10 protein-coding genes are annotated in these 16,618 nt (G+C 58.6%); 1 reads left to right on the forward strand and 9 read right to left on the reverse strand.

Translation table 11 applies throughout. From position 1 onward, the window contains the following. Positions 1–71: 71 nt before the first annotated feature. From HDF10_RS01820 to HDF10_RS01840, 5 genes are all read right to left on the reverse strand, one after another. Positions 72–1,958, reverse strand: a complete 1,887-nt coding sequence (locus HDF10_RS01820; protein WP_311732630.1) for a CRTAC1 family protein — start codon at positions 1,956–1,958, stop codon at positions 72–74. Positions 1,959–2,118: 160 nt separating this feature from the next. Beyond that, positions 2,119–3,855 (reverse strand): CRTAC1 family protein, encoded by a 1,737-nt coding sequence (locus HDF10_RS01825; RefSeq protein ID WP_183809904.1) that lies wholly within the window; start codon positions 3,853–3,855, stop codon positions 2,119–2,121. Then, the gene (locus tag HDF10_RS01830; RefSeq protein WP_183809906.1) at positions 3,852–5,741 is read right to left on the reverse strand and encodes a CRTAC1 family protein; all 1,890 of its coding nucleotides are present in this window, start codon (positions 5,739–5,741) and stop codon (positions 3,852–3,854) included. Before HDF10_RS01830 ends, HDF10_RS01825 begins: the two co-directional genes overlap by 4 nt. A 170-nt stretch (positions 5,742–5,911) precedes the next feature. Continuing rightward, complete coding sequence (locus HDF10_RS01835; protein ID WP_183809908.1) at positions 5,912–7,789, reverse strand: tetratricopeptide repeat protein; 1,878 nt, start codon at positions 7,787–7,789, stop codon at positions 5,912–5,914. Further along, positions 7,755–8,339 (reverse strand): hypothetical protein, encoded by a 585-nt coding sequence (locus HDF10_RS01840; RefSeq protein ID WP_183809910.1) that lies wholly within the window; start codon positions 8,337–8,339, stop codon positions 7,755–7,757. Before HDF10_RS01840 ends, HDF10_RS01835 begins: the two co-directional genes overlap by 35 nt. A gap of 87 nt (positions 8,340–8,426) precedes the next feature. Between HDF10_RS01840 and HDF10_RS01845 the strand changes: the two genes are divergently transcribed. Then, entirely contained in the window at positions 8,427–10,943 is a 2,517-nt protein-coding gene (locus HDF10_RS01845; RefSeq protein WP_183809912.1) for an amylo-alpha-1,6-glucosidase, read from the forward strand. Between the two features lie 52 nt (positions 10,944–10,995). On the opposite strand, the gene HDF10_RS01850 is transcribed toward HDF10_RS01845, so the two are convergent. From HDF10_RS01850 to HDF10_RS01865, 4 genes are all read right to left on the reverse strand, one after another. Next, entirely contained in the window at positions 10,996–11,940 is a 945-nt protein-coding gene (locus HDF10_RS01850) for a GNAT family N-acetyltransferase (RefSeq protein WP_260177544.1), read from the reverse strand. Positions 11,941–12,050: 110 nt separating this feature from the next. Next, a complete protein-coding gene (locus tag HDF10_RS01855; protein WP_183809914.1) occupies positions 12,051–12,677 on the reverse strand; it encodes a GNAT family N-acetyltransferase in 627 nt (208 codons plus the stop codon). 248 nt (positions 12,678–12,925) lie between these two features. After that, entirely contained in the window at positions 12,926–14,725 is a 1,800-nt protein-coding gene (locus tag HDF10_RS01860; protein WP_311732631.1) for a glycoside hydrolase family 13 protein, read from the reverse strand. Between the two features lie 26 nt (positions 14,726–14,751). Beyond that, on the reverse strand, positions 14,752–16,602 hold the full coding sequence (locus tag HDF10_RS01865) for a glycoside hydrolase family 13 protein (RefSeq protein WP_260177545.1): 1,851 nt from the start codon (positions 16,600–16,602) through the stop codon (positions 14,752–14,754). Between the last annotated feature and the right edge of the window lie 16 nt (positions 16,603–16,618).

The following is a 16,618-nucleotide window of genomic DNA, read 5'->3' on the forward strand; positions in this document are numbered from 1 at the left end:
CTATTAGCCATCGTCCTACGGGTGGGTAGAGATCTCAATCGAAAGGTTGAGTGGCGGGGAGATGGAAGCCGTTAGAATCTACTTCCTTTCCCTTCTGTCAGGGTGACGATCTGGTCAACCTTGGTGACTGCGAACTTTTCTTTGGTTCCGCTTGGCCAGTGAACTTCAACGGAGTCGATGGTTGCGATGTCGCCGAGGCCGAAGTGGACACGGGGGTCGTGGGTGGAGGCGAAGCTCCCGCCGGAGGTTACGTCTCCGCGTTGTTTCTGGCTTCCCGCGGTGAGATAGACCGTGGAGCCGATGGCGTCTCGAGGGCTCTTTGGACCGCCTATCAGTTTCAGTTCGATCCAATGATGATTGTCTCGCGAGACGTTGCGAAGCAGGCCGGGATGGCCGTCCAGGGCGTTGATGACAACATCCAGCCTGCCGTCGTTGAAGAGGTCTCCGACGGCTATGCCGCGGCCAACGTAGAGGCTTGCGAGCGCGGTGCCTTCTACCGCAGGTTCAACATCAAACTTCTTGCCGTCGATGTTGTGAAAGAGGAGTGGGCGTTCGGCCCAGGTGGTTCCCCAGGATGTGCGATCGACTTGAGGATACACGTGGCCGTTCGCGACCATCAGATCTTTCCAGCCATCGTTGTCGAAGTCGAGGAATGCGGTGCCCCAGCCGAGAAACGGAATTGTGGGTTCTGCGATGCCCATCTGGTAGCTGATGTCGGTGAAGTTGGCGTCGCCATCGTTGCGGTAGAGCGGGTTGTAGTCGTCGGAAAATGTGGTGTTGTAGATGTCTAGCAGGCCGTTGTTTCGGTAGTCGCCAGTGGCGATGCCCATGGAAGCTGTTTCGCGGCCATTCTCATTGAGCGCGTATCCGGAGGCGTAGCTTGCGTCCTCGAAGGTGCCGTCGCCCTTGTTGATGTAGAGGTAGTTCGGCGTTGAATCGTTCGCGACGAGAAGGTCGGGCTTGCCGTCGTTGTTGACATCGACGAAGACAGAGGCAAGACCATAGTAGCCGTTTTTGTCGGAGACACCGGCTTTCTCGCTGACGTCAGTAAAGGTGCCGTCGCCATTATTGTGAAAGAGGTGGTCTGACTCTCCTTTGAGACCTCGGGGACCGCACATTACCTTCTCGCCGCGAAACTGGCAGAAGCTGTAGGAGACTTCTTTGCCGCCAGATCCGGGCTGATTTGCGAGGTCATAGTGAACGTAGCCGGGAACGAAGAGATCGAGCCTGCCGTCGCCGTCGTAGTCGCCCCAGGTGGCGCCGGTGGACCAGTTGCCGAGAGTGACACCGGCTTTCTCGGCGACGTCGGTGAAGGTGCCGTCGTGGTTGTTGTGGTAGAGGCGGTTCTTGCCGAAGTTGGTGATGTAGATGTCGGGCCAGCCGTCATTGTCGTAGTCGGCTATGGCGACGCCGATTCCCCAGCGATCATTGGTGACGTGTGCCTTCGTGGTGACGTCAGTAAAAGTGCCGTCGTGGTTGTTGTGGAAGAGAGCAGCGTGGGGTGTTGTTGCTTTGCCGCTGATGGCGTCGTAGGTGGAGCCGTTGACGAGATAGATATCGAGCCAGCCGTCGTTGTCGTAGTCGATCAGTCCGACGCCAGAGCCGATTGTTTCGATGATGAATTTTTTTTCGGGCGTGCCCATGGTGTGGGTCCATGAGGCTAGTCCGGCTTTTGCGGCTATGTCCTGAAAGATGATGGGGCCACTCTTTACGAAGCCCCCGGCGGTGATGGGTCTCTTCTCTTCGTCGAGGACTGCGGGATGAGCGCCACCGGTGTTTGATCCTCCTGTTGCCGGCGCCTGGCCGCCCTCTTGAGGCTTGTCAGACTGTGTGTCGGTCGAATGGGAGTTTGGGGACGTGGACTGGGCGATTGATGCCGCTGCGCTCAAAAAAAGCGCGGTGTAGAGAGCAAAGGTGATGGAAGGTGAACCGTGGCGAGAACGATGGTGAACGGTCACGAGCGTGTCCTTATAGTCTTCATAGTCTTCCAGTTTCGAATTCGCGGGAGAAGCTAAGTCCCTCGTCTGTGCATCGGTTTGCCGGATGGTTGATGCAGCCTCATGTTTACCATAGACCCTGGAAGGGTGGTTGAGAGTGTTGTTTGCACTGTCGCTATTTTTAATTCGCCGATGGCACGCGGCCATCTCCCTCGGTCAGGTTAATGATGCGATCCAACGAAGCGGGAGGGTCAAAGATCTCCATTTGGCCGTTGGGCCAGCGAATTTGAATGCTCGTGAGGTGCGTCTCCGCGCCGAGGCCGAAGTGAAGACGGAGATCGCTTGACGAGTTGTAACTGGAGCCGCCACGAACCTCGTCTACCCAGAGGCGCTTTGCCGATTTCAAGGTGACGCGCGCGCCAATGGCATCGCGGTTGGAGGATGTACCTATGAGATGAAGGCCGAGCCAGTGGTTCTGATTCTTCGCCAGGTTGACTAGAAGCATTGGGCGATCGCTCAGGTTGTTAATTACGGCTTCGAGGCGGCCGTCGTTGAAGAGGTCCGCGATTGCGAGGCCTCGGCTGGAGCGTGGGTCGACGAGCCCGGGGCCGGAGGTCTTGCTGATGTCGCGGAACTTTCCGTTGCCCTGGTTGTAGTAGAGGAAGCGAGGCTCGCGATAGGAGGAACCTAGTTTGGCGGAGTCGACCTCGGGATAGACGTGGCCGTTCGCAACGAGAAGGTCGGGCCATCCATCGTTGTCGATATCGGCGAACATGGCGCCCCAGCCGAGGGCATCGGTGTTGATGCCAAGACCTGCGGCGAAGGTCATGTCGGTATAGGTGCCGTCGCCATTGTTGCGATAGAGGGTGGAGGTGTCGTCGGAGAAGTTGGTTTTGAAGAGGTCGAGTCTGCCGTCGCCGTCGTAGTCGGCCGCGGTGGATCCCATTCCGGCTTGTTCGCGGCCGTCTTCGTTGAAGGCTACGCCGGCGTCGGCGGCTGTGTCCTTGAAGGTCCCATCGTGGTTGTTTCGATAAAGGATGGCGGGTGTGGAGTCGCAGGCGACGTAGAGATCGGGCCAGCCATCGTCGTCGTAGTCGAGCGTGGTGATGGAGAAGCAGTAGTGGCCTTGTGTTCGCTCGAATCCACTGGACTTGCTGACGTCTGCGAATTTTCCGCCGCCGAGGTTGTGGTAGAGGATGTTCGGTGCGCTCTCGAGGCCGCGTGGGCCGCACATGACGGGCACCCCCTTCCAGATGCATCCAGAGGTTTGGCCGGGTGTTGGAGTGCGAGCAAGGTCGAAGTGCACGTAGTTGGCGACGGCCAGGTCCAGCTTGCCGTCGCGATCGTAGTCGATGAAGGCGCAGCCGGTGCCCCACTCCTTGCCTGTACCGGCGACGCCTGCTTGCTCCGCAACCTCCTTGAAGGTTCCATTGCCCTGATTGTGAAAGAGGCGATTTTTGCCGTAGCCGGTGACGTAGATGTCGTCGAATCCGTCGTTGTCATAGTCTCCAACGCATGCTCCCTGGCCCCATCCAGTGGAGACCAGGCCTGCCTTTACGGTGACATCGGTGAAGGTTCCGTCGTGATTGTTGTGGAAGAGATGATTGGTGGGCTTTGCCTGGCCAGCAGCGGAGGTGGTGCCAGGCAGGTTGGTGCCGTTGACGAGAAAGATGTCGGGCCAGCCGTCGTTGTCGTAGTCGAGGATGGCGACGCCCGAGCCGGTGGCCTCGATGATGTAACGTTTGGATTCAACGCTCCCGTTGACATCGCGGACGGTGATCCCAGCCTTCAAGGCGACATCCACAAACCACGCCGGGGGAGGATGATCGGTCGATGGTGGATAGGGCTGCTGCTCTCCGAATGCGGTCACCGCAAAGAGGATGATGGCCGCGGTTTGAAGAAGGAGCCGAAGCTTCATGGCTTTGAGGCCGTCGCTGGAGTGGTCAATGCTTTGGATTGCGATGAGGCTCCCATGGCAACTGTCTTCAGGATCTTTCCGCCCTCTTGAATGACATAAAGATGATTTGCCGCAAGGTCTGTGAGCTTGTCCGTTGTGCCGGAGGGCCACTTGATTTCGACTGAATCAGCTTTAGCGGAGTGATCGAGGCCGAAGTGGATTCGGAGATCGTTCTGTGAGTAGTAGCTGCCGCCGCTTCGCACTTCGTCGATTTGGATAAAAGGTTTGGCGCTGTCTGGTGTTGTGGTTGTGACGCTGATCTTTGCGCCGATGCCGGCGCGGTTCGACTTTGTGCCTACGGTGCGGATCTTGATCCAGTTGCGGCCAGTCGTCGATTCGCAGCGGAGCAGCTGAGGAAGGCTGTTGATGCAGTTGACGGCGACGTCCACTATGCCGTCGTTGTCGTAGTCGCCGAAGGCGCAACCTCGGCCGGGGGCGGGTGTGGTGATGCCGGGGCCTCCTTGCACTGTCACCTCTTCGAACTGCCCGTTGCGCAGATTGCGGTAGAGGTATTTGTGTTCGGCGTAAGGCGCGTCGATGGCTGTTCCGTCGACCTCGGGATAGACGTGGCCGTTGCAGATGAAGATGTCGGGCCAGCCGTCGTTGTCCATGTCGAAGAAGCCGACGCCCCAACCGAGATAGCGAGTGTTGACGCCCAGTCCGGACATGTAGGTATGGTCATCGAAGTTTCCGTCACCGAGATTGACGTAGAGGGAGTCGGTGTCGCCTGCGAAGTTTGTCTTGACGATGTCGAAGCGACCGTCGCGATTGAAATCGCCAATAGAGACGCCCATGCCGGCCTGTGGCTTGCCGTCAGGAGAGTATGCGATGCCGGCCTCGATGGCTACATCTTTAAAGGTTCCGTCTTTCTGATTCTGGTAGAAGGTGGCGGCGGTGGAGTCGTTGGCGACGTAGATGTCGGGCCAGCCGTCGCCATCGATGTCGGAGACAGCTACGGATAAGCCGTAGGTGCCGATGGTGTCCCACATGCCTGCTTTTTGTGAGACGTCGGTGAAGGTGCCGTCGCCGTTGTTGCGGTAGAGGATGTTCTTGCCGCCTTGTAGACCGGGAGGGCCGCAGGCTACCTGAATGCCTTTGTAGGCGCAGCCGGCTGCTTCGGGGAGGGGAGCTGTCTTGATGTCGAAGTCGATGTAGTTGGCGACAAAGAGGTCGAGATGGCCGTCGCGATCGTAATCGATAAAGGCACAGCCGGAGTTCCAGCGCGTCTTCGATTGGAGCAGGCCAGCCTTCTCGGTAACATCGGTGAAGGTGCCGTTGCCATTGTTGCGATAGAGAACATTTTGACCGTAGTAGCTGACGAAGAGGTCGTTCCAGCCGTCGTTGTTGTAGTCACCGACACAGCAGCTCTGTCCCCAGCCAGTTCGGCCGACCCCGGCTTTGAGGGTGACGTCAGTGAAGGTACCGTCGCGATTATTTTTGAAGAGGCGCGAGATGGGCTCCTGCCCCTTGGGAAAGCCTTCGAGCCGCGTGCCGTTGACCAGGAAGATATCGATCCAGTCATCATGATCGTAGTCGTAGAAGGCGACGCCGCAGCCGGTGGTTTCGAGGAGGTATCGATTTTTATGTTCGCCGCCGTAGATCGTCTTTGCGTTGAGTCCGGACTGGCGTGCGACGTCGATGAAGCTGATGCCGAGCGGAGTGCCTGCGACGGGAGAGGGAAGGGCTTTCGGGGCGGGACGGGGTACGGCGTCGTAGGTGGGGCGCGATCCCATCTGTTGGGCCGGCTGAGAGGTCTGCGGCGCGGCCAGAGCCAGTACATCTTCAAGCGAAAGAACCAGTGCGGTGGTCGAAAGCGAGGTAAGAAAGTTACGGCGAGACCAATTCAAATGGACGCTCCTGAGGCAATGGCCCGGCACTGGTGTTCGAGGTTCTTTTTGCCGTGGTAATTGTAATCACAAAATCGGAAGGGATTGAAAGAGTCTTGAAATCGGTACACGGTATAGAGAAGCCTAGTCTGCAGAGAGAAAAACGGTTTGATTGCACTGTAGTACCGCCTCTATGGATGAGGAGAAGGATCCTCACCCGCGGAAGAAGTATTCGCGAGAAGCTTCTTGGCTTTCTGTCGTTCGAGGGCGGCATCGGCGCTTCGTCCCTGTTTGTCGAGAGCGTCGGCCAACGCGGAGTGTGCCTCGCTGTAGTTTGGGTCTGCTTCGACTGCGGTTTGCAATTGAAATATGGCATCGGCGGTCTTGCCTTGCTTGAGGAGGGTCTTGCCGCTATCGAGGGCAAAGTTGGCACGTTGGCGGCTGACGGCGATGCGGCTGAGGGATGCGGCCTTTTTGCGTTCGACTGCTGCGCCTTCGGAGTCTCCCTGCTGACTGAGGATGGCGGCAAGGCTGATGTGTGGACTGGGCTGGTTGGGCAGAAGATCGATGGCGCGTCGTAAGGCGGCTGCAGCTTTTTCGGGATCGTTGTTACTTTTGTAAACATTACCAAGGAGCGCCCAGGCTTCGCCGTTGCCGGGGCGTAGCGCGGTGGCGTTCTCCAGTTCGACCTGCGATTCTGCGAAACGTCCGAGCTGCATGTAGAGAACGCCGAGAGTGTAGGGCGGATCAGGCAGCTTGGGATCGAGTTGCTCGGCGCGCACGAACTCCGCGGCCGCTGCGGTTGGATCGTCTTTCAACTTCAACGCCAGTCCGAGATCGTAGTGGAGATGTGAGTTGTCGGGTTCGACCAGAAGACCTGCACGAAACTGCTCGACGGCGTGGTTGAGATCGCTTTGTTGAAGATAGGCGACGCCGAGATCCTGGCGCAGGGTGGGACTTTTCTCATCCAGCGCGAGGGCTCGGAGGTAGAAGAGGATGGCTCCCTTTGCGTCGCCTGTCTGTACGAGCGCGAGTCCGAGGTTCGTGAGTACGGCGGAGTCCTGAGGTCGCGCCGCAACAACCTCTTGAAAGAGGGGTATAGCTTCGCGGGGGTTGTCGTTCGCTTGCAGGGTGAGGGCGAGTTCGTATTTGATGTCTGTCGATGCCGGATCAACGACCAGCGCATGTCGCAGTACGGTAAGTGCCTCGTCTTCCTGATCGTTCGCTCGTAGGGCACGACCAAGTTGGAGTGCATACTCGACATTTCCTTTGGACAGGTCATTCGCTTTGGTGAGTTCGCTGACTGCGTCTGCGAGGTTGCCTTGATTGAGAAAGATGGAGCCGAGGTGATAGTGCGCGGATGCCAGCGATGGCTCCAGCGAGATAGCACGCTGAAACTGAACTGTGGCATCACTGTAGGTCTGCTGTTGTGCGAGGATGGTGCCCAGACTATCGTGCAGAGCAGCGTTATCAGGCGAATTATTGAGAGCCGCCTCCAACTTTTTTTGAGCGGTGGCAGGTTGTCCCGTCGCTGCGAGGGCGGCGGCGTAGGCGATGGAGGCTTGCGGCGTGAGCGCCTGTACTGCATCGCTCTTCGTTTCGTCGAGGAGCTGAAACATCTGTACTGATCTCTGGTATTCGCGAAGCTGAGAGTAAGCGATCGCCAGGTTGAGTGTTGCATCCGAGTTCTGCGGATCGAGTTTGTGGGCCTGTTCGAGTTGATCCGCAGCGTATGCGAGGTCTCCCTCAGCAAGTAGGACTGTGCCAAAGGCACTATGGCCGGCGGCAACCTCAGGGGCTAATTTGACGACTTTGGCAAACTGAATGTGCGCGGAGAGCAGATCATTACGGAGATAGGCTGTGGACCCGGCACGAAACGCTTGTTCAGCTTCCTTCACTCTGTCGGTCGGAGAGGTCTGTGAAGAAGCTGCCGGCGTGGAGTTCGTTTGTGCCTGCGCTAGCTGAGTAGTCGCGACGATGATACATAACAGAAACGAGCGTGTCTGGAAGTGTTGCATCTGAGCCCGATTGTAATCACGGATGGAGAGGAGTGGGGTTGCTTCTCTCAAGGGAAGTCTGCGCAAAGTCGACATAGTCGCGACCGACGTAAAGGCGATATCCGGTACCGCTGGGTGCGGGCAAGATCTGCAGAGGAGTCGGACGACGGAGGGTGGCGTCTTTGGCGGCAGGGGCGGAGAAGAGATCGTGGCCGCCGATGTCCATGACGACGAAGGTATTGCCGGCAACAAATCCGCAGCCATAGGCTCCTGGCTTGAGCGAATGCCCTGCGATATCGATGGATGCCTCTGTGATTAGATATGCCTGATATTTCTCCTGGACCGAACTGGAGTAGCCTGCGGTGTCTACGAGGGCGACTAGAAGAAGCGCGTCCTTTGCGAATTGCACGCCGCCCGAGTTTCTGGATTGAATGGGCGCGCTCTGCCCACGGAAAAAGACTGTGGCGGGCAGGAGCTTCGCTGCTTCTGAGGCGGTAAGCATCTTGGTTCCAACCATGGCGGCTGAATCACTCTGGTAGCGACCGGCCGTTGGGGATGCGGCGTGCACAGAGGAGATCGCGATGGCCAGCAACGAGATGGAGAACAGGGATTTACAAACCATGTGCGGCATCTTATCAGTCGCATCGTACTTCGTCGTTAGAGAACACGGCAGCATGTAGACTGGTGGTCTTTTGAGGTGGAGGAGTCGATGAGAGCTGCTTTTGCAGGGGTGGTCATGCTTGGGGGGATTGCGGCCGCCCAGACGGGGGCTTTGCGGCCGGTCGATGCGTTTCCTATGAACGACAGTGCGCTGGCGATTCGACGTCATGTTGAAGCCGGAAAGCCGTTTACTGTGGCGGGGACACGCGGCGTCATGGTGGGTCAGCAGGAGGGGACGTTTGAGGCGTGGGTGTTGCCGGTCAAGCTGCTTAGCCACTTCGCGATTCGAGCGGATGTTGAGGGCTATTCGGTTCCGATCGACCTGAATGGGGATGCGGCGGAGATCGAAGTTTCTCCTGACCATACTGTGATTACGTATTCGCACATTGCCTTCGCGGTACGGCAGATCATGTTTGCGCAGGACGATGCGGAGGATGGGACGGGCGCGGTGGTGATGTTTCAGATCGACTCGACGCGGCCGATGGATTTGACCTTCAGCTTTACGCCGGAGATGCGGCCGATGTGGCCACAACGCAGCCAGGGGGTTCCGTCGGCGGAGTGGGTGAAGCAGTCGGATGGCGGGTTCTATGTGCTGCATACTGACTTCCCCAATCTCGCGGGAGCTGTGGCGATGCCGAATACGCAGCCGGGGATTCTGGCTCCTTATCAGGAGAAGCCGCGGTTTTACCCGCTGGAGCTGAAGCTGCACTTCGATCCGAAGCGGGATACGAATCGCTACTTCCCGTTGTTGATGGCGATGGGAGATACGGTGGAGACGGCGACGAGCGCCGCGCTTCAGGGGAAGCTGGAGCGGTTGAATGCTACTTTGCCGCAGGCGTATGCGAAGCACGCGGCGCGATATGCCGGGATGAGAGAGAGCCTGACGGCGATTCGCACCCCGGATGCTGGATTGGACGACGACTTCGCCTGGGCGGAGATGTCGATTGAGCAATTGAGGGCGAAAGCGCAACCGAGTGGGGAGATTGCATTGGTCGCGGGATATTACTCGTCGGGCGATTCGGCGAGGCCTGGATTTGGCTGGTTCTTTGGGCGCGACAGCTTGTACACGCTCTATGCGGTGAATGGCTTTGGCGACTTTGGGTTGGTTCGCGACGAGCTTGAGTTCCTGATGGAGCGGCAGCGTGATGATGGGAAGATTATGCACGAGTATCCGCAGACTGCGGCTTACTTTGACTGGAAGAACTTCTCTTACGCTTATGCTGCTGCTGATTCGACGCCGCTGTTTCTGACGGCGATGCTGGACTACGTGCGGACAAGCGGGGATTTAGATTTTCTTCGGCAGCATCGAGAGATCGTTGAGAAGGCGTGGCGTTTTGAGACGACGCATGACAGCGATGGAGACGGGATCTACGACAACTCTCAGGGGACCGGGTGGGTGGAGAGCTGGCCGACCGGGATGCCGCTCCAGGAGATCTATCTTGCGCTGCTGGATCAGCAGGCTTCGGCTGCGACGGCGAAGCTGGCTGGGCTGCTGGGGGATCAGGCGCTAGCTGATGCTGCCGATGCGCGTGGTGTTGAGTTGGCGAAGAAGATTGAGACGGAGTACTACGATGCTTCGCGGCAGGCCTATGCCTTCAGTCGGAACACTGATGGGTCGCTTGACCGCGCTGCTACGGTCTATCCGGCGATTGCGTGGTGGAACGGCGGAGAGGGGCTGGCTCATCCGCAGGCCAGCTTTCAGCGGTGGGCTTCGCATGATTTTGCTACCGACTGGGGGCTGAGGGATGTGGCCGAGAGCGATCCTATTTACGATCCGATCAGTTATCATCAGGGGTCGGTCTGGCCTTTGTTTACGGGGTGGGTGTCAGTTGCGGAGTACCGCGCGGGACATTCTCTGGCTGGCTACGCGCACTTGATGCAGAATGCGGATCTGACGACGACGCAGGATCTGGGCGCGGTGACGGAGTTGTTGTCGGGTGCGTTCTTCCAACCTTTCGGCCGGAGTACGAGTCATCAGCTCTGGTCTTCGGCGATGGTGATTACCCCGACGTTGCGTGGTTTGTTTGGCATTGATGTGGACGGGCTTTCGAGTTCGGTTCATCTTGATCCGCATCTTCCTGCTGACTGGGATCATGCTGCGGTTGAGAGGCTTCATGCGGGCGCGTCTGTGTGCTCACTTGAGTATCAGCGTGAGGCGCGTGGTCTTGTGGTGAAGGTGAGTACGCTCTCGGGTCCGGCGGTTCGGCTGGCCAGTGTGGTGAAGGATTCGCGGGCTTCGGCGGAGGGTTCGTCGGTGGTCTTTGCGTTGCCGGCGATTGAGGTTGCGGTGCCGCATGGGTTGCCGCTGCCGGGAGCGCGGACGGCGCAGATGAAGGTGCTGAGAGAGGTCTCGGAGGCGCACTCGTTGAAGCTGGAGCTTGAGGCAGAGGCGGGGACGGTCGTTGAGCTAATGGTTCGGCGAAATGCGGCAAAGCTGAATCTCCATGTTGAAGGCGGGACGATTGTGGGTGCGGCAGCCGGCAAAGGGGCCGGGCTGGAGAAGCTGGTGGTGAAGTTTCCGCAGGGTACCGGGTACCAGCAGAGTGCTGTGACTTTGAGTTGGTAGGGTATGCGTGCTGCCAGCGATCTCGACAGATCGAGCAGGTGGTGGCCGGAAGCTAAAACAGGATGGATGGCAGCCAGGCGCCGGCGGGATCGTTATACAGCCCGGTGCTCATCAGCGTCATGGGCTGAACCACGCGGAGACCATTCTGCAGGCACCAGCGCAGCAGCGCGCTGTTGCGGGAGGGGACGAGGATTCCGGGGCCGGCAAAAGAGTCTACGGAGGCGATCAACGCCTGCATATCCGGATTTGTCTCCGACGTGGAGTGGCCAAAGAAGCCAAGATGGGTTGTGTATCCGGTAACGCGGCCTGCTCGTTCGACGACCTGGGCTGTGCCACGCGAGATGGCCTGTTTCAGCTCGACGGCACGGTCAAAGCCATGAACGCGATGAGAGAGCGAGTTGCAGGCATCCTCGTCGGCCGGGGTAGCGGGCCGCACCTCGCATCCGAGAAAGCTGCGTTCGCGAGTCTGTCCCTGAAGGCAGCAGAGCGGCTCACGGACGTCGAAGCCGCAGGAGGTATAGAGGGAGAGGGAGCGATTGTGGAAGGCCGCCTGGACCAACCGTACTCCGGCGGCTCCGCGATCACGGGCGCGATTCAGCACGGCCTGCATCAGCAGACGGCCAACCCCCCTATTCTGTACTCGAGGGTGAATCGTTATGGGTCCGACGCCGCGGATGATGGAGCGCTCGTCAAGGACGTTGCTGCCGACGATCTGGCCGTCGATCTCTGCCACAACGCAATAACAGTCAGGGTCTGAAAACATCGAGGAGATTGCACGTATCGCCATCTCAGGTTGGGGGAAGTCGGGTGGAAAACCATGAGCAGAGCTGATGGCGGTGAAGGCGTCATAATCGATCTGCCCACAGGTTACGGCATCCTCGGCTCTGGCAGGCCTGATAACGACAGACGTAGCTTTCGATGGCATCGTGAAACGCCCCGCTGCTTGATGCGAGAAGTCTACCAGCGCGGCATTCAGCGTACCCGCAAGCAGAAGCAAGCTTAGTTGTTGCTCAATCGCCGATTTACACGCGAGATGGCCGACCTGAACGCACTACTTTAAACCTTCGCGGAGCGCATCGGCCTTTTGGCGTCAACTAGCGTCTTGCCCTAAGAGATACGGGCTTCCAGTAGACTCCGAAGTCGGATCTTCGTTGCAGGCCAGTCGTTCATCGTAAAGGAATAATTCATCGTGTCGCGAACGAAACCATCGCGCATAATCGTGTGGCAACGCAAGACTCCGTCGCACACCGCGCCGAGTCGCTCCATGGCACGTTGTGATCGAACATTTCTTGCGTCCGTATTCAGCTCGACCCTGTTTGCCAGAAGCGTTTCGAAAGCGTGGTTGAGCAATAAATATTTTGCGGCCGTGTTGATGTGTGTTCGCCGGTAAGCAGCTCCTAACCAGGACTTTCCCACTTCAAGTCTCTTATGCTCCGGTACGACCCGGTAAAAGCTCGTTGTTCCGACTGCGGATTGACTCGTTTCGTTGATAATCGCGAAGTTCATCTCAGTGCCGCGCTCATTGGCATCCATAGCAGTGCCTATCCAAGCCTGCAGTTCGTCTCTCGACTCAAGGCGCGCAAAAGTCATGTACCGCCATATGTCCTCCTCTCCCGACCAAAGAGAAAGCTGGTCGAGATGAGAGTAGTCGATGGGAGCAAGACGGACGGAATAGCCCTGCAGAACCACCTTTTCGAGGGGCCATTGAAAGTGTCGGTCAGAAGAACATTGCATCAGAATGTTGACGACCTCCTTTACCTTTTATCACTCCCGTTCTCGCGTTTCGCTGGACAAGACCGGAGCGTCCGTTAAGACGACAATGGATATTTGGGAAGTAGGTCATTCCTCCCGGAGATCGATACCCATCAAACGCCCACATCGCCTGGAACATTCTTGATTCAACCATAGTCGCCGATGCACTCACTGAACAATTCGGGCTCGCGACTGCACGAGTGCGTGCTGATGAGCATATCGGCCAGTGTTTATTGGACCTCTGCGATCCAGGTTGCGTAGGGGGCTAAGGTGATTGGCTTGGTGAGCGGTGGGTGGTTGAGGGATGGGTCGTTGGTTTCGAGGGTGGCGGTTGCGCCTTTGGTTAGGCCGAGGGCGGCGTAGTCGTAGTGGAGGGTTTGGGGTTTGCCGGAGAAGTTCAGCGCTACGAGGACGGAGGGTTTGCCGGGTGGGCCCTGACGCAGGTAGGAGAGGACCTCTTCGTTTGGATTGAGGACTGTCATGCTGCCTGCGTAGAGGGCTGGATTGGTGCGGCGAAGCTCAATGAGGCGCTTGTACCAGTTGAGCATGGACTCGTGGTCGGGTGACTCGATGGCGACGTTGACGGTCTTGTAGTTGGGAGCTACAGGTAGCCAGGTGGCGGCTGCGGTGCTGAAGCCTGCGTTCTTCGAGTCGTTCCACTGCATGGGAGTGCGTTCGCCGTCGCGGCCCTTTTGTTTGGGCCAGCCGGTGATGCCTTCGGGGTCTCTTACGTCTTCTACACGGGTCGGAGTTGTGGTGACCATGCCGATCTCGTCGCCGTAGTACATCTGCGGGGTTCCTCGCGAGGTGAGGAGCAGAGTTGCCATCATGCGGGCGATGCGGGCCTTCATGGCGGGGTCGGCGAAGCCGATGCTGTAGCGGTCCCAGATGCGGTCCTGATCGTGATTGCCGAAGAAGAAGTAAGGCTGGCCGTGGGCCGGGTTGTTCTCTACCTCTTTGAGGAGCTCGCGGAATTTCGATGCGTTGAGTTCGTTGACATCGGCGACCTGGAAGTCCATGGGAAGCTGGACCTCGTCGTTGTTGGCGCCGTACATCTTGGAGAGTTCGAAGATGTTGGGCTCGTCCGCTTCACTGATGAGGACAGGATTGCCGGGGTATTGGTCGACGACCTTGCGCATCTCGCGGAGCATGTCATGAACTTCGGGGAGGTTGTCGGTGTATTTGTGAACGATGTTGGGGTCGCCGAAGGCGTTGGTGCCGGGTAGGATGGGATCGTCGTGGAGGTTGGGATCTTCGAAGAGGCGCGAGACGGCATCGACGCGGAAGCCGTTGACGCCCTTGTCCATCCAGAAGCGGAGGACATCCATCATGGCCTTGACGACTTCGGGGTTGCGCCAGTTGAGGTCGGGCTGCTGGACGTAGAAGTGGTGGTAGTAGAACTGCTTCGTGGTGGAGTCATACTCCCATGCCGAGTGGCCAAACCAGCTCTGCCAGTTGTTGGGCGGGATGGGTTTGCCGTCGGCGGTGAAGCCCTTGGGGTCGCGCCAGATGTACCAGTCGCGTTTGGGATTGGTGCGCGAGGAGCGTGATTCCTTGAACCAGACGCTCTGGTCGGAGGTGTGGTTGGGAACGTAGTCCATGATGACGCGGATGTTGCGGCGCTTGGCTTCGGCGGTCATGTGCTCGAAGTCGGCCATGGTGCCGTACTGGGGATCGATGGCTGTGTAGTCGGCGATGTCGTAGCCGAAGTCGATCTGCGGCGAGGGGTACATGGGGGTGATCCAGATGGCGTCGATGCCGAGTTGCTTGATGTAGTCTAGGCGGGAGGTGATGCCTTTGATGTCGCCGATGCCGTCGCCGTCGGTGTCCTGAAAGCTGCGCGGGTAGATCTCGTAGATGACGCCGTGCTTCCACCAGGGGTCAGCGGTCGTGTTTTTTTGATCTGCTGCGGGCGGAACTTGTTGAGCGGCGCTCTGCGCACGTGCGCTCGGTATGAGAGTACCGAGCGCAAGGGCTGCACAGAGGAGATGGTTGGTGATGATTGAGGTGCGTAACCGCGTTTCGTTCACTAGCGACCCCTTTTGCCGTGCTGGTGCTATTTGTTGGAGCCGATCTGTCCAATCCATGAGGCGTACGGCGGCAGTGTGATGTTTTCGAGGCTGGTGGTTTGTTTGAGACCAGGTGCATTGGTGAGGAGCGTGTTCACCGTCTTGCCGGAGATCTTCGCTTTGCTGGGATCAAGTGAGATTGTCTGCGGCTGATCGGTGAAGTTGAGCGCCACGACGATTGAAGGATGGCCAGCGACGCCCTCGCGAACGTAGGAGAGGACCGAGGGGTTTGACTCATCGAGCATCACCTGTTTTCCATCGCGGAGTGTGGGGTCGTCTCTGCGCATCGCAATTAATTGTTTGTGCCAGTTAAGGAGCGAGTCGGGTTCGAGCTCTTCCGCCTTCACGTTGATGGTTGAGTAGGTGGCAGGGACGGGAAGCCAGGTGGTGGATGATTCGCTGAACCCGGCGTTCCTGGAGTCGTCCCATTGCATGGGTGTGCGTTCGCCGTCGCGGCCTTTTTCTTTGGGCCAGCCGGTGACGCCGATGGGATCCTTTACATCTTCTTTGCGTGTGGGCGTCGAGGTGACCATGCCTAGCTCTTCGCCGTAGTACATGAGAGCTGTGGCGCGTGAGGTGAGAAGCACGGTGGCGAGAAGCCTTGCGATGGCCTGATTGTGGTCGCCGTCGCTGTAGCGATCCCAGCTGCGGACGTTGTCGTGATTATCGAAGACGAAGAGCGGTTGAGAGCCATTGAGCTGGGTCTCGGCTTCGTTGATGAACTTGCGAAAGCTCGCGGCGTCGAGCTTGTCGTGGTCGCCGTGGAAGCCGAGGAGCATGTCCATGGGGAGTTGCAGCTCATCGTGCTCCGCGCCGCCGTACCACTCATTCAGCGCGGCAGTGTCGGGGAGATAGGTCTCGCCGATGAGGACGCGGTTGCCGGGGTACTTCTCTACCATCGCGCGCATGCGCCGGATGACGCCGTGGACCTCGGGGAGATTGCTGGTGTAGATGTCTTTGAGGTTGGGATCACCCTGGGCATTGATGCCGCCGGTCTCGGGTTCGTTGCGGAGTTTGGGATCTTCGAAGAGGGTGGGGATGGCGTCGAGGCGGAAGCCGGCTACACCGCGGTCGAGCCAGAAGCGCATGGCGTCGAAGCAGGCTTTCTCGACGGCGGGGTTGCGCCAGTTGAGGTCAGGCTGCTGCTTGTAGAACTTGTGATAATAGAACTGATGGACGGCCGGGACCCACTCCCATGCGGAGCCGCCGAAGCCGGACACCCAGTTGTTGGGCGGGACGCGGCCTTCATGCTCGAAGCGCTTTTGATAGGCGGTGACGTTGGGGCCGTTGGCGGGGACGCCGTCGTTCCAGACATACCAGTCATGCCTAGGGTTGGAGCGGGAGCTGGCGGAGTCGATAAACCACTGGTGCTTGTCTGAGGTGTGGTTGAGGACCATGTCGAGGATGACCCGAATGTTTCGCTGTTTGCCCTCGGCGATGAGGTGATCCATGTCGGCAACGGTGCCGTACTGTGGGTCTACGGACTCATAGTCGGAGATGTCGTAGCCGAAGTCGACCTGGGGCGAGGGGTACATGGGCGCGATCCAGATGGCGTCGACGCCGAGGCCTTTGAGGTAGTCGAGGCGCTGGGTGATGCCGTTGAGATCGCCGACGCCGTCGCCGTTGGAGTCCTGAAAGCTGCGGGGATAGATCTCGTAGAAGACGGCGTGCTTCCACCAGGGGCCGTCGTTGTGTGCGGCGGTGGCGACGGGCGAGGGCTGCGGTGTCTGACTGAGAGCGAGGCTGCCGGAGACCCAAAGAGCGCTGGTGGCAAGGATTGCGAAGAGACGCAGCCAGCCTGAAGAGGATGTGTTGGGATGGCGTAACTTGGTGGTCAAAACAAGCCTCCGGGAG

It is taken from the genome of Tunturiibacter empetritectus (assembly GCF_014201375.1).
GTDB classification, from domain to species: domain Bacteria; phylum Acidobacteriota; class Terriglobia; order Terriglobales; family Acidobacteriaceae; genus Edaphobacter; species Edaphobacter lichenicola_D.